A 13,092-nucleotide genomic window follows, 5' to 3' on the forward strand; every position below is an offset into this window, starting at 1 on the left:
GGGTTTAGGCCGGTCGGGCGCCTGGGGACCCGCTCCCTCAGCCCTGTTGCCGGTTCCGGCGGGAGACCACCGCGCGCAGCACCCGGCGCCCCTCGACCGACACCTCCAGCGCCCGGCGCAGCCCGGCCGGGCCGTGTCCGGCGAGGACCTCCAGGACGGTGATCTGACGGCGCAGTTCGGCGGCGACGAGGGGCGACATGCCCTCCGTACGGCCCTCGCGGCGGGAGTCGACGGACGAGGCCTCGTCCTCGGCGGTGTCCAGGAGCCGGTGGATCTGGAGGGAGGCGACGGAACAGGCGTCGGCCCACACCCGGACTCCCGCGGCGGAGGGCTCGGCGGGAGCGGCCTCGAGCATCCGGTGGGCGAGCACGGCAGCCTCGTCCCCGGCGCCGGCCGCGTCCAGCTTGCCGCGCGCCTGCTCCAGCCGCTCACCCCACTCGCCGGCACCCGCACCGTCGCCGAGGCTCGCCCACAGCGGCCGCAGGATCTCGTCGTCGCCGCCCAGCAGGGGCACGCACCGATCCAAACAAGCCAGCCCGCTCGCGGCCAGCCCGCGTTCGTCGGCCTGTGCGATCAACTCCACCAGGCTCATCCACGCCTCCCTCCGCGGGCCGCCTCCGTGGCCCGATCAGGCCGCTGCCCGGCCTTCACCCCTTACGGAACCCGCACTTCCCCTTACTGCGTGCAACGGCCCCGGAGTGTCACAGGGGCACCACACCCAGCCTGTCGAGGAAGCGGAACAAGAGGTTTTCGGCCAGGGGGTCAGGGTCTGAAGTCAGTACGGCCACGAGGGCGTCGGCGTTCACCTCGCACCCGGCCTCGGCGGCCCAGCGCACGGCACGCTCGGCGGCTTCGCCGGGTTCCAGGAAGTAGTCCTCCAGCGTGAGGCTCTCCCGGCCCGCCCCCAGATACCCGGCCATGGCCGAGCGCGCGAGACAGGTCGTCCACGCCCCGCTCTCCGGGGCCGCGGCCTCCAGCACCACGCACTCGCTGTTCATGACGTACCCGAAGAGCGCGGGCGCCCCGGTCTCCCGGGCGAGGGCGTTCATGTTCCCGATGTCGCCGTCCCTGCTCGGGTACTCCCACACCTGCCATCCGCCCGGCGCCGAGGCGCGCCGCGTCGGACCGTCCCCGGCCCCCGCCAGCGCCGTCAGTTCCGGCAGCGGCCGCTCCCCCCGGCCCACGACGAAGTATCCCCAGTAGCCCATGTCCCGGTTCCCCCCGGCATATTCGATGCTCCTCGCGAGAAGACCACCACAGCCGTACGGGAGTTCGCAGCCGTATGGGCCAATTCGTGCCGGTCAGCCGAGCCTGTCCGCCAGCGCCCGGAACTGCGCCCAGGACAGCTCGGGCTCGCCCGGGTCCCACAGCTTCTGGACGGTCGCCCGCAGCGGCATCCGGATCCCGGCCGCCACCTGGTCCTGCGTCTGGGAGTCCGCCAGGTCGCACCAGACGGCGAAGGTCCCGCCGAGGATCTGGCCGTCGTAGCGCGCCGGCACGCCAGCGGTGCCGCGCAGCACCCGCGGTGTCCACTGCTCGTAGATCCGCTGCCCCGTCGGGTAGACGAAGGTCTGCGGCTCGCCGAGCACGTAGTACAGGAACTCGTCGTTGTAGTTGATCACCTTGCGGCCCGCCTGGAGGTACTCCAGGGGCGCCCGGGCGCCGATCTCCTTGCCGGTCCAGTAGGCGACCTGGATGTCCTTGGCGGCCTGCACGGAGGTGCCGCGGAAGAAGCCGTCGTTCCACGCCCGCGGGACGCGATCGTGCTTGCGGACGGTGTCGGCCCGGTCGTTCAGCCAGCCGGTCGTCAGGTCGGCGACCGTCGCGCCGGAGCCGTACTTCTCCTGGGCGGCCGCGGCCAGCTGGGGGAACGACGCCTCCGGGTCGGAGCGGACCAGCGCCTGGTACTCGTCGGCCCCGAGGTGCCAGGGCTTGCCGGGGAAGAGCCCCGCGTACTCGTTCAGCAGCTCGTCGACGATCTCGGCGCTCTCGGGCTTGGAGATGTCGATGGCGCCCTGCACAGCCGACCCCTGTGCGGTGCGCAGCTGCAGGTCGGGGTGGGCGCGGAGGACCGCGCCCAGGTGCCCGGGCGAGTCGATCTCGGGCACGACGGTGATGTGCCGGCTCTCCGCGAGGTCGACGATCTTCCGCACCTGCGCCTTGGTCAGATGCGGCTGGGACACGATCTCCGGCTGCGCGTCGGACTCGATCCGGAAGCCCTGGTCGTCGGAGAAGTGCAGCCCCAGCTCGTTGTACTTCAGGTCGCCCAGTTCCCGGACCCGGTCCTCGATCCAGCCGGCCGTGAAGTTCTTGCGGGCGATGTCCAGCATGAACCCGCGCTGCGGCTTGGCCGGTTCGTCCTTCACCACGCCCTCGGGCGCCGTGCCGCCGTCGTGGGTCTCCTGCTTGAGCGTGCGGGTGCCGTAGAAGACCCCCGCGTCGGTGGGCCCGTCGATCTCCACCCGCCCGTCGCGCACGGTCATCGTGTACGACTCCGGGTTCGCGCCCTTGTCGCCGTTCAGCGCCAGCCGCAGGTCCCCGGCCTTCTTGTCGCCCTTCTCGCCCGCGTACGTCATCCCGAGCTCGCCGGCGACCAGCCGTCCCTCGTCGGCCAGCGCCGGGTCGTCCACGACCACCCGGTTGCCCTTCTCCGGCTGCCAGCCCGGGCCGCGCGCCGGCTCGTGGTCCCGTACGGCGGGGATGGTGCGGGGCGTCTCGGACAGGGGGTAGGAGCGGGTCGGGCTGGGGGCCGCTTCCGGTGCCCTGTCCGGGGGCGCCGCCGCGGTGGCGCCCTGCGAGGATCCGGCCTCCGATCCGGTGGACCCGCCGTCACCCCCCGAGGACGCCCAGAGCCCGAGACTCACCCCGGCCGCGACCACGACCAGGGCTACAGCCATGGCCACGACCAGCACCTGCCGCTGCTTCTCCTGCTTCGCCGTCCGGCGCCTGTGCTGACTCACACGGCCAACCTAAAACCCGGGGCCGCTCGGCGCGCGTCCACCACGCGTTCCGAAACTCTCCCTCCCGGGTGAAAATTCAGGCATCCTTCGGACACGCCGTGGTCGTACTCGATAGCGTGACGTCACATCTCTCACAACTTGCCCTGCCGACACACGTGACGCCCACGAGGACCCACGCTGCCTGCGCACCGTCTCCCAGACCTCCCCGGCCGCCTCGCCATACCGGTGGAGCACTTCAACGCAGCCTCCGAGGAGGACCTGGAGCAGGCCCTCCTCTCCTGCCTGCGCAGCCGCCGCTGGGCCGGGCGTGTCGCGGACCACCGTCCCTATCCGGACCTGGACTCCCTGCTGGCCGCGGCGGACGAGGCCGCCTACGACCTCGGCTGGTCCGACCTCACCGAAGCACTGGCGGCCGAGCCGCTGCCCACGCTCCCGCCGGACAGCTACTCCGCGGCCCACACCGCCCTCAACGCGGCCCACGCCGCCTACGAGGCCCGCTTCGGACACGTGTTCGTCATCTGCCTGGACGGTTTGTCCCCGTCGGAGACCCTGGACCGCCTCCTCGCGGCCATCCGGTCACGATTGACCAACGATCCCGAAGAGGAGCGGGCGGTCGTGGCCGATGAACTCCGGCGCCTGGCGAGCGGGCGGCTGGTCAGCGCCCTCAGGGCCGCGGGGAACTGCGCGAACAACCACAGCGCACCCGCACCCGGCCGATAACAGGGCACCCCACCCCAGAAGCCGTTTCCGCTAGCCCGTACGCATGCCAGTTTGATCACACAGCCAGACCCCGGCGCAGCCCGGCCGCAACGCATCGCTACGATGCTGGGGGCCGGTGGACCGTACCCGGCCGGGCCCGACCGACACACCAAGCCGGCGCGGCCCCAATCCCCGCTCCCGGAGGAAACTTCCGTGCCGGCTGGAACGCTGTACCGCGGCCGGGAAGGAATGTGGTCCTGGGTGGCTCATCGAGTCACCGGCGTCCTCATCTTCTTCTTCCTGTTCGTTCACGTGCTGGACACCGCTCTCGTCCGTGTGTCCCCGGAGGCCTACGACACCGTCGTGGCCACGTACAAGACGCCGATCGTCGCGCTGCTGGAGTACGGCCTCGTCGCCGCCATCCTCTTTCACGCGCTCAACGGTCTGCGCGTCATCGCTGTCGACTTCTGGATCAAGGGCGCCCGCTACCAGAAGCAGATGCTCTGGACCGTCGTCGCCCTGTGGGTCGTGCTGATGCTGGGGGCCATCTACCCCGTCCTCGGCCACGCCGCTCGTGAACTGTTCGGGAGCTGACGCCAATGTCCACGACTGAGAAGTCCGCTGCCGGTGTCGGCCCCGTCGAGGGTGGCGCCGTCTACACCGTCGACAACCCGGCGCCCTTCATCGAGGCCCCGCGCCAGCGCACCAAGAAGACCCCCAAGAGCACCCGGGGCAACTTCGAGCTGGCCGCCTGGCTGTTCATGCGCCTGTCGGGCGTGGTGCTGGTCGTCCTGGTTCTCGGCCACCTGCTGATCCAGCTCGTGCTGGACGGCGGCGTCTCCAAGATCGGCTTCGCCTTCGTGGCGGGCCGCTGGGCGTCCCCGTTCTGGCAGGTCTGGGACCTGCTGATGCTGTGGCTCGCCATGCTGCACGGCGCCAACGGCCTGCGCACGGTCATCAACGACTACGCGGAGCGCGCGAACACCCGGCTGTGGCTCAAGGGCCTGCTCTACACCGCCACGGTGTTCACCATCCTGCTGGGCACGCTGGTGATCTTCACCTTCGACCCGAACATCCGCTAGGCACGGGGTTGCGAGAATCATGAAGATCCACAAGTACGACACCGTCATCGTCGGCGCCGGTGGCGCGGGCATGCGCGCGGCCATCGAGTCCACGAAGCGCAGCCGCACCGCCGTGCTGACCAAGCTGTACCCCACCCGCTCCCACACGGGCGCCGCGCAGGGCGGCATGGCCGCCGCGCTCGCCAACGTGGAGGAGGACAACTGGGAGTGGCACACCTTCGACACGGTCAAGGGCGGTGACTACCTGGTCGACCAGGACGCCGCCGAGATCCTGGCGAAGGAGGCCATCGACTCGGTCCTGGACCTCGAGAAGATGGGCCTGCCGTTCAACCGCACGCCGAACGGCACCATCGACCAGCGCCGCTTCGGCGGTCACAGCCGCAACCACGGTGAGGCCCCGGTCCGCCGTTCCTGCTACGCGGCCGACCGCACCGGCCACATGATCCTCCAGACGCTGTACCAGAACTGCGTCAAGGAGGGCGTGGAGTTCTACAACGAGTTCTACGTCCTGGACCAGCTGATCACCGAGGTCGACGGCGTCAAGAAGTCGGCGGGCGTCGTGGCGTACGAACTCGCCACCGGCGAGATCCACGTCTTCCAGGCGAAGTCCGTGGTCTACGCGTCCGGCGGCTGCGGCAAGTTCTTCAAGGTGACGTCGAACGCGCACACGCTGACCGGTGACGGCCAGGCGGCCGTCTACCGCCGCGGGCTGCCGCTGGAGGACATGGAGTTCTTCCAGTTCCACCCGACCGGCATCTGGCGCATGGGCATCCTGCTGACGGAGGGCGCCCGCGGTGAGGGCGGCATCCTCCGCAACAAGGACGGCGAGCGCTTCATGGAGAAGTACGCGCCGGTCATGAAGGACCTCGCGTCCCGTGACGTCGTCTCCCGCTCCATCTACACGGAGATCCGTGAGGGCCGCGGCTGCGGTCCCGAGGGCGACCACGTCTACCTCGACCTCACGCACCTCCCGCCGGAGCAGCTGGACGCGAAGCTCCCGGACATCACGGAGTTCGCGCGCACCTACCTCGGCATCGAGCCCTACACGGACCCGATCCCGATCCAGCCCACCGCTCACTACGCCATGGGCGGCATCCCGACCAACGTCGAGGGTGAGGTCCTGGCGGACAACACCACGGTCGTCCCCGGTCTGTACGCGGCCGGCGAGGTCGCCTGCGTGTCCGTGCACGGCGCCAACCGCCTCGGCACGAACTCGCTGCTGGACATCAACGTCTTCGGCAAGCGCGCGGGCATCGCCGCCGCCGAGTACGCGCAGAAGGCGGACTTCGTCGAGCTGCCGGAGAACCCGGCGGAGCTCGTGGTCGCGCAGGTGGAGCGGCTGCGCGACGCCACCGGCACCGAGCGGGTGGCGGAGCTGCGGCGTGAGCTGCAGGAGACCATGGACGCCAACGTCATGGTGTTCCGCACCGAGCAGACGATCAAGACGGCGGTCGAGAAGATCGCGGAGCTGCGCGAGCGCTACAAGAACGTCTCGATCCAGGACAAGGGCAAGCGGTTCAACACGGACCTGCTGGAGGCCGTGGAGCTGGGCAACCTGCTCGACCTCGCCGAGGTCATGGCCGTCTCCGCGCTCGCCCGCAAGGAGTCGCGCGGCGGTCACTACCGCGAGGACTACCCGAACCGCGACGACGTCAACTTCATGCGGCACACCATGGCGTACCGCGAGGTCGGCGCCGACGGCTCCGAAACCGTCCGTCTCGACTACAAGCCGGTCGTCCAGACCCGCTACCAGCCGATGGAGCGTAAGTACTGATGGCTACCCCTGTTCTGGACAAGGAAGACGCGGCCGGCAAGCCCGAGCCCGGTTTCGCCGACTCCCCCTACATCACGGTCACCTTCCGCATCCGCCGCTTCAACCCTGAGGTCGCGGCGGAGGCGGTGTGGGAAGACTTCCAGGTGGAGATCGACCCCAAGGAGCGTGTCCTCGACGCCCTCCACAAGATCAAGTGGGACCTGGACGGCACTCTCACCTTCCGCCGTTCCTGCGCGCACGGCATCTGCGGCTCGGACGCGATGCGGATCAACGGCAAGAACCGTCTTGCCTGCAAGACGCTGATCAAGGACATCAACCCCGAGAAGCCGATCACGGTCGAGGCCATCAAGGGCCTCACGGTCCTGAAGGACCTCGTGGTCGACATGGAGCCGTTCTTCCAGGCGTACCGCGACGTCATGCCCTTCCTCATCACGAAGGACACGAACGAGCCGACGCGTGAGCGGTTCCAGACGGCCGAGGACCGCGAGCGCTTCGACGACACGACGAAGTGCATCCTCTGCGCGGCCTGCACCACGTCGTGCCCGGTCTTCTGGAACGACGGCCAGTACTTCGGCCCGGCCGCGATCGTCAACGCGCACCGCTTCATCTTCGACTCGCGCGACGAGGCGGGTGAGCAGCGCCTGGAGATCCTCAACGACCGCGACGGCGTGTGGCGCTGCCGCACGACCTTCAACTGCACGGACGCGTGCCCGCGTGGCATCGAGGTCACGAAGGCGATCGCAGAGGTGAAGCGTGCGCTGATCACGCGCCGCTTCTGAGGTCGACCGCTTGCGCCTTGAGGGCCCCGTTTCCGCTGGAGACGGGGCCCTCCGGCATATGCCACACCTTCGGGTGAGGGCTCCCGGAACGGACGCGCGAGTGGCATCCGACTATGCCATCCCCGACCTCGCGGTCGTGGACGCCGACTTCGAGGATCACCACGTCGAGAACAACGCCTACGACCCGGTCTGCTTCCGCCTCGTGCTGGAGGTCACCTCCACGAACTGGAAGAACGACCTGAAGACGAAGGTCGCCGCCTACGCCGAGGCGAAGATCCCGGTCTACGTCGTCGTGGAACCGCAAGCACCAGCGGCTCCACGTCCTGACCAACCCGGTCGGAAGTACCTACGAAGGCCACCGCCCGCACGCCTCCGGCGAGCTCGTCACTCTCCCGGACTCCATCGGCGCCAAGGTGACCCTCGACGTGGCGGAAATCCTCAAGGCCGGCCAGCCGAGGACGAGCGACTGAGCCGCAGGACGAGGAACCGGCCAGATTCAGGCCGGTTCCGGCCACCTGTCGTATGGCTCCTGTGACCGATAGGGCCGGATGTCACGAGACTGTCGCTCATGACGCCCCTGAGGAAAGCCGCCGTCGCGCTCGTGGCCACGGCCGCCACGCTGCTGCCGGTATCCCCCACCGCCTCGGCAAGTCCCTCCCCGGTCCTCGCACGCGAGACCTTCGACCGCCTCCCCCTCGGCCCGGTCACCGAAGGCCGCGGGTGGACCACCGACACGTCCGACGGCAGCCTGACGATCGCCCGTTCGTCGTCCGGCCACGGCCGCGAACTCCGCATCCGCACCCAGGGCAACGGCCGCGCCTTCCTGGTCTTCCCCGACCTCAAGCCGCCCGGCAACAGCTTCTGGGCCCGGCTGCGACTGCGCGTGGACGCCTTCCCGACTGCCCCCGACTGGGCGCACTGGACCCTCGCGGAGGCGTCCGGTTCCGACTCCCCCACGCTCGTCCGGCCGCTCGGCGGACAGTACGCGCCCACGGAGAGTGGGAACTTCTACGGCGTCGGCTCCGACCTCGGACCGACCGGGGACTGGACGTCCTGGAAGACCTCGGCCCCGGCGAGGGCCGACACGTGGCAGTGCGTCGAGTTCCACCTGGACGCCACCGACAACCGCGTCACCGTCTACTTCGACGGGATACCCCAGCCCGACCTGACCGTATCCACCGACCGGCACGGCGGCACCTCGGACCCGTTCGTCTTCCCGTCCTTCGACCGGCTCAAGCTGGGCTGGCAGCTGTACCAGGCCGACCCGAGCCCGTCGTCGTACGAGGTGCGGATGGACGACATCGCGCTGAGTACGCGGCGGGTGGGGGGCTGTAAAGTCTGAGCGCGGAACCTGCGTGATCGACCCCAACCAGAAGGGTCTGCCGCATGGATTCCCTGCAGACCCTGCTTCGTTCATCGTCATCGTTTCTGCGATTGCCGCGGCACCCGGCTGCTACACCTTGTGCGAGCCTGCTCACTCTCGTGCTGAACACCGCCACGCAGCGGCCTCGAAGGCGTCGTCATCAAGGAACTCCTCGGCCACGCCCTCAACTCGACAGACACCCCCGACGACCCGCCCGCCGCTGCCACCGTCCGCTGACCTTGCCGTCAGCGTTGCCGTCAAACGGCGACAGGGCCCCCACCGGAGATCACTCCGGTGGGGCCCCTGTCCCTTCGCCTTCATTCCCCAAAAATTGCACCGAACAGGAATTGACAGAGGTGAACACGTGAAGCCTGGATGCATCGAATCAGGTACCACGATTCGATCGATCCGCACGAAGATGTGGGGTCGCTGGAATCTTGTATGCAGCCGCAAGGACCTTGTCGAAGTCGGCCCCGGTCTCGTTCACAACTGGCTCAGGATCGACGGGTCCGTGATCTTCGTGTCCGCTGCCAGCATCATCGCCTTGCTGAGGATGACCGCCAGCATGCGGTCGCCCTCGTAGGGGAGGTAGCCCGTCCCGGGGGTCGTCGGGGCGGACTTGGGGACGATGCAGAGGTACTGGTCGTTCGGGGTCATGAGGATGTTGCCCGAGCCCAGGTGGATCTTGTACGTGTGGCGGTCGCCGCGGACGTGGAGGAAGCGGCCCTCCAGGGTGCAGCGGTCGGCGATGGCCAGGCGGGGTATCAGGCGGTCGAGCAGCAGGCGGCGGGTCTCGGCGCTCGCGTTCAGCTCGCCGAAGCCGTACGACGTCCAGTACTCCCGGAAGCGGCCACCGGGGCCGCCGTCCTGCCAGGTCGGGTCGTTGCCGACGCTGGCCACGCCGACGAACAGGTCGACGTCGCGCAGGACTTCGGAGAGGACCAGGGGCGGGATGTCCTGGAGGGGGATCGGGTCGACCGGGTCCCTGCCGTCGCGGAGCCACATGGAGTACTCGCCGCCGTAGCAGTGGGCCGAGTTCTGCGGGGCGTCGATCGGATAGAAGCGGACCTGGTCGGTGCGCAGGCGCAGATAACTGCCGGAGTCGGTGGTGTCGACGCCGTACTCCTCGCCATCGCCCTCGATCCAGTACTCGGCGCGCAGGCCCCACTGTGGCAGCTCGCGGGTCGCGGGCGGGGCGGAGTCGTCGACGCACAGGCGCAGCTTGTTGTGCCAGCCGCGGATCGCGGCCAGGGAGTGGAACTGGTGCTGGCGCAGGATGTGGGCCGCGAAGCGGTTGGAGTAGGTGCCGGTGGCGCGCTCGGCGTCCGTGAGCAGGTAGATCTCGCGGTGGGCCTGTTTGAACGGCTGGGTGACGCCGTGCCGCTCCAGCCAGTCGCGCCAGGCGACGGTCTCGGCGGGCTCGCGGCCGACCGGGTGCCAGAGTTCGACCCGGGTGCCCGGCGGCAGCGGGTCGTCGGAGAGGGTCCGCAGCTCGCCGTCCGCGTATCCGGCCGTCCTGCCGTCGACCGTCCACAGCAGGCGGCGGGCCAGCGTGCCGACCAGGGGGTGGTCCAGGTAGCGCTCGCGCCAGACCGCGTACGGCCAGCTGCGGCGGGCCAGGAACTGGCGGTCCAGACGCTCGCTCTGCGCCGAGAGCATCTTGTCGATGTCCTTGACCGCCGTTTTCAGTTCCTTCAGTTCGTCCGGGTGGTCGCGCTTCACGGCCACCGGCACGGTCCTGACCGGCCTGCCGGCGGCGTTGCGCCAGCTCAGCACGGCTCGCGAGCCTCGGACTTCGAGGAGTGCCGTCGCCTCGCCGAGGCGGTGTTCGGCGTGGCCGATGTCCGTCAGGCCGTACGCCGGGACCGCCAGTTCCTCGATCTCCTCGCGGCTGAGGCCGAGTGCGGTGGCCCGGGCCTCCAGGGCCGCGTCGAGGAGCTTGGCCGTGTTCTTGTACGTCACGCGGGTGGCCAGCCGGGCGAGTTCGGCCAGGGCCGGCTCGGAGTCGACGCGGGCCAGCGCGACGACACCGGCGTTGGCGGCCTTGGGGTTGCGGGGGCCGAGGCCCGCGACCTTCTTCAGCGAGGTCTCGACCAGGGCGCCCAGGGCCCGGACCGTGCCGGTGTGGGGCGGCAGCAGGGAGAGGAGCCAGGCCAGGCCGCGCAGGGCCGTCGCGTTGTACGGGTCGTAGGCGTTGTTGATGTCCGGCTCCCACTCCTGGCGTTCCAGGGGGAGGGTGCGGGGGCGGCCGACGAGGGCGAGCCAGGACAGGACCGTCTCACGGACGCGGTCGGTGCCGAGGGTGTCCAGGAGGGCACGGGCCTGTTTGTCCCACTTCGCCGTGGGTTTCGAGGCGGTGGCGGTGACGGCGTGGGCGAGGAGGGCGTGCCACTCGGGGGTCGTGGCGTCGCTCAGGGCCTGTTCGGCCCATGGCTCGCCGACGTTGAGGACGGGGTCGGTGAGCTGCCGGGCCAGCTCGACGAGCTCGTCCGCGCGGTAGGCGTCGAGAGCCGCGCGGCGGATCACGGCCACGACGGGGGCCGGAAGGGGTCGGCCGGCGGCCAGCTCGGCCCGGCCCAGGACCTCGAAGCGGGCCGCGTACCAGAAGGACTGCCGCCGGGCGAGGTCGTCCAGGGCCTTGTGGCGCTCGGCGGCCAGCGGGTCGTCGGCGAGGCTCTCCGCGCCGTCGAGGCCCTCGGCGACCAGGGTGCACAGGACGAGATGGCGGCAGCGGGCCTCGCTGTCGTCACCGGCCTGGTCGAAGCGGTCGGCCAGGGCGTGCAGCAGCTCGCGGCGCTGCTCGTCCGGCAGGGCCCGGAGCTGGTCCAGCACCCGCTCCCAGCCTGTGCTCCAAGCTCCGCGGCTGGAGTCCAGGGCGCGCAGCGCCTCGTCGGCGACCCGGCCGATGTCGCCGTCGGCGATCCTGTTGCCCAGCCGGTCCGCGTGCGACCGGGGCGTGCGGAGGAAGCTCATCAGCCACCGACCAGGGGGACGAGCTTCAGGAACGTGACCTCGGTGCCGAGCGCCAGCTCGATCTCCTCGTCCGGGTCGGTGACCTGACGGTCACCCACCAGCACCAGGAAGCCGTTCCCCGCGAAGGCCCGCATGGCCAGGGCCGTCTGGGTCTCGGGGTCGATCCGGCGGGGCGTGCGCACCGCGTAGCCGTTCAGCACGCGCTCGGTGTTTTCCGGCTGCACGAGGCCCTGGAAGACCTCCGGCGTACGGGCGTTGTACTCGGCGACCTCCTGGAACACCCGGCGCCGGATCAGTTCCCCCACGGTCAGCCGTTCTTCGGCGATCTCCAGCCCCCAGGCCGTGCGCCGCTCCCCCGCCGTCGTCTCGTCGACGAACGTCACGTTTCCCATGCCGACGACAGTACGAGGCACCACTGACAATCCCTCCGGCCCCCGTGTTGAACATGTTCAAAAGTAGGTCTAGAGTCGTCCCCGACAACGTTTTGAACGTGTTCAAGAAGGGTGGGGCTATGGACCGCACGGTCATCGCCTACGTCATCTACCTGCTGGTCAGCATCGGTCTGACCATCTGGGTGGCCCGCACGCTCAGCCGGAACGGCAGGGTCTTCCTCGCCGACGTGCTGCACGGCAACGAGAAGCTCGCCGACGCCGTCAACCACCTCTTGGTGGTCGGCTTCTACCTCGTCAACCTCGGCTTCGTCGCGCTGTACCTGAGCGACGACGAGACCATCACCGACGCCCGCGGCATCTTCGAGGTCCTGTCGACCAAGCTCGGCGTGGTGCTGCTGGTGCTCGGCGTGATGCACCTGGCCAACGTCTACGTGCTCAACCGGATCCGGCGCCGGGGCGCCATGGAACGGGAGCAGGTGCCCCCGGTGCCGCCGCAGGGCTGGGTGGCCCCGCAGGCGCGGGCCTGAGCGGAGGAGGCCCACGTGAACGCCACCGGCACGAACGCGACCGGCATGAACGCTCCCGCACCGGTCCGCCGGCTCACCGTCCTGTACGACGCCGAGTGCTCCCTGTGCGCGTTCCTGCGCGATTGGCTCCTGCGGCAGCCCCAGCTGGTGCCGCTGGAGCCGGTCCCGGCCGCCTCCGAGGAGGCCCGGCGGCGCTTTCCCGGCCTCGACCACGGCGCCACCCTCGACGAGATCACCGTCGTCGGCGACGCCGGACAGGTCTACCGGGGCCCCGCCGCCTGGGTGGTCACCCTGTGGGCGCTGCGCGAACACCGGCCGCTCGCCCACCGGCTGAGCAGCCCCTCCGGCGCCCTGCTGGCCAAGGGCGCGGTGCTCGCCGCCGCCAAGTGGCGCGGGGCGCAGGCGCACCGGGGCCGGCGCGGCGGCGCGCAGTGGGGCGGTCAGGTGTACCGGCGCGCGGACGGCTGGTCGTACGAACCCGGCACCGGCTGGAGCCACACCGCGCCCGGCTGCGCCGACGGCACCTGCGCCCCTCGGTGACCG

Annotated in this window: 13 protein-coding genes and 1 pseudogene; 9 read left to right on the top strand and 5 right to left on the bottom strand. The window is 70.1% G+C overall.

Annotated features, from left to right (window positions below):
* Window positions 1–37: 37 nt before the first annotated feature.
* The 3 genes from BJ965_RS14520 to BJ965_RS14530 form a co-directional block, all read right to left on the bottom strand.
* The gene (locus BJ965_RS14520) at window positions 38–592 is read right to left on the bottom strand and encodes a hypothetical protein (RefSeq protein WP_184909034.1); all 555 of its coding nucleotides are present in this window, start codon (window positions 590–592) and stop codon (window positions 38–40) included.
* A 109-nt stretch (window positions 593–701) separates the two neighbouring features.
* Window positions 702–1,208, bottom strand: a complete 507-nt coding sequence (locus tag BJ965_RS14525) for a hypothetical protein (protein WP_184909035.1) — start codon at window positions 1,206–1,208, stop codon at window positions 702–704.
* Window positions 1,209–1,301: 93 nt separating this feature from the next.
* Entirely contained in the window at window positions 1,302–2,897 is a 1,596-nt protein-coding gene (locus BJ965_RS14530; RefSeq protein WP_184917160.1) for a beta-N-acetylhexosaminidase, read from the bottom strand.
* A 288-nt stretch (window positions 2,898–3,185) separates the two neighbouring features.
* Here BJ965_RS14530 and BJ965_RS14535 point away from each other — a divergent pair, with 288 nt between their 5' ends.
* The 7 genes and pseudogenes from BJ965_RS14535 to BJ965_RS14565 all read left to right on the top strand — a co-directional run bounded on the left by BJ965_RS14535 (window position 3,186) and on the right by BJ965_RS14565 (window position 8,636).
* Window positions 3,186–3,680 (top strand): 2-oxo-4-hydroxy-4-carboxy-5-ureidoimidazoline decarboxylase, encoded by a 495-nt coding sequence (locus BJ965_RS14535; RefSeq protein WP_184909036.1) that lies wholly within the window; start codon window positions 3,186–3,188, stop codon window positions 3,678–3,680.
* A gap of 192 nt (window positions 3,681–3,872) precedes the next feature.
* The gene (sdhC, locus tag BJ965_RS14540) at window positions 3,873–4,253 is read left to right on the top strand and encodes a succinate dehydrogenase, cytochrome b556 subunit (protein WP_031107855.1); all 381 of its coding nucleotides are present in this window, start codon (window positions 3,873–3,875) and stop codon (window positions 4,251–4,253) included.
* Window positions 4,254–4,258: 5 nt separating this feature from the next.
* Entirely contained in the window at window positions 4,259–4,741 is a 483-nt protein-coding gene (locus BJ965_RS14545; RefSeq protein ID WP_030842160.1) for a succinate dehydrogenase hydrophobic membrane anchor subunit, read from the top strand.
* A 19-nt stretch (window positions 4,742–4,760) separates the two neighbouring features.
* Window positions 4,761–6,515 (top strand): succinate dehydrogenase flavoprotein subunit, encoded by a 1,755-nt coding sequence (gene sdhA / locus BJ965_RS14550; RefSeq protein ID WP_184909037.1) that lies wholly within the window; start codon window positions 4,761–4,763, stop codon window positions 6,513–6,515.
* Window positions 6,515–7,294 (top strand): succinate dehydrogenase iron-sulfur subunit, encoded by a 780-nt coding sequence (locus BJ965_RS14555; protein WP_031107859.1) that lies wholly within the window; start codon window positions 6,515–6,517, stop codon window positions 7,292–7,294. Before sdhA ends, BJ965_RS14555 begins: the two co-directional genes overlap by 1 nt.
* A 103-nt stretch (window positions 7,295–7,397) precedes the next feature.
* Window positions 7,398–7,764, top strand: a pseudogene (locus BJ965_RS14560) (Uma2 family endonuclease); the annotation flags it as partial.
* Between the two features lie 98 nt (window positions 7,765–7,862).
* Window positions 7,863–8,636 carry a hypothetical protein gene (locus BJ965_RS14565; RefSeq protein ID WP_184909038.1) on the top strand — a complete coding sequence of 258 codons (774 nt, stop codon included), beginning with the start codon at window positions 7,863–7,865 and terminating at the stop codon, window positions 8,634–8,636.
* Between the two features lie 504 nt (window positions 8,637–9,140).
* Here BJ965_RS14565 and BJ965_RS14570 read toward each other — a convergent pair.
* A complete protein-coding gene (locus BJ965_RS14570) occupies window positions 9,141–11,630 on the bottom strand; it encodes a DUF4132 domain-containing protein (protein WP_184909039.1) in 2,490 nt (829 codons plus the stop codon).
* On the bottom strand, window positions 11,630–12,022 hold the full coding sequence (locus BJ965_RS14575) for a hypothetical protein (protein ID WP_184909040.1): 393 nt from the start codon (window positions 12,020–12,022) through the stop codon (window positions 11,630–11,632). The genes BJ965_RS14570 and BJ965_RS14575 overlap by 1 nt, the downstream gene beginning before the upstream one ends.
* A 119-nt stretch (window positions 12,023–12,141) precedes the next feature.
* Between BJ965_RS14575 and BJ965_RS14580 the strand changes: the two genes are divergently transcribed.
* Window positions 12,142–12,549, top strand: a complete 408-nt coding sequence (locus BJ965_RS14580; RefSeq protein ID WP_184909041.1) for a hypothetical protein — start codon at window positions 12,142–12,144, stop codon at window positions 12,547–12,549.
* A 45-nt stretch (window positions 12,550–12,594) separates the two neighbouring features.
* Window positions 12,595–13,089: a thiol-disulfide oxidoreductase DCC family protein gene (locus tag BJ965_RS14585; RefSeq protein ID WP_184917163.1), complete on the top strand. Its 495-nt coding sequence runs from the start codon at window positions 12,595–12,597 to the stop codon at window positions 13,087–13,089.
* Window positions 13,090–13,092: the final 3 nt, after the last annotated feature.

The organism is Streptomyces luteogriseus (assembly GCF_014205055.1).
GTDB lineage: Bacteria > Actinomycetota > Actinomycetes > Streptomycetales > Streptomycetaceae > Streptomyces > Streptomyces luteogriseus.

Bases quoted from the DNA above. Each gene is read 5' to 3' on its own strand.
- BJ965_RS14520 (WP_184909034.1), bottom strand. From the start codon at position 592: ATGAGCCTGGTGGAGTTGATCGCACAGGCCGACGAACGCGGGCTGGCC.
- BJ965_RS14525 (WP_184909035.1), bottom strand. From the start codon at position 1,208: ATGGGCTACTGGGGATACTTCGTCGTGGGCCGGGGGGAGCGGCCGCTG.
- BJ965_RS14530 (WP_184917160.1), bottom strand. From the start codon at position 2,897: ATGGCTGTAGCCCTGGTCGTGGTCGCGGCCGGGGTGAGTCTCGGGCTC.
- BJ965_RS14545 (WP_030842160.1), top strand. From the start codon at position 4,259: ATGTCCACGACTGAGAAGTCCGCTGCCGGTGTCGGCCCCGTCGAGGGT.
- sdhA (WP_184909037.1), top strand. From the start codon at position 4,761: ATGAAGATCCACAAGTACGACACCGTCATCGTCGGCGCCGGTGGCGCG.
- BJ965_RS14555 (WP_031107859.1), top strand. From the start codon at position 6,515: ATGGCTACCCCTGTTCTGGACAAGGAAGACGCGGCCGGCAAGCCCGAG.
- BJ965_RS14565 (WP_184909038.1), top strand. From the start codon at position 7,863: ATGACGCCCCTGAGGAAAGCCGCCGTCGCGCTCGTGGCCACGGCCGCC.
- BJ965_RS14570 (WP_184909039.1), bottom strand. From the start codon at position 11,630: ATGAGCTTCCTCCGCACGCCCCGGTCGCACGCGGACCGGCTGGGCAAC.
- BJ965_RS14575 (WP_184909040.1), bottom strand. From the start codon at position 12,022: ATGGGAAACGTGACGTTCGTCGACGAGACGACGGCGGGGGAGCGGCGC.
- BJ965_RS14580 (WP_184909041.1), top strand. From the start codon at position 12,142: ATGGACCGCACGGTCATCGCCTACGTCATCTACCTGCTGGTCAGCATC.
- BJ965_RS14585 (WP_184917163.1), top strand. From the start codon at position 12,595: ATGAACGCTCCCGCACCGGTCCGCCGGCTCACCGTCCTGTACGACGCC.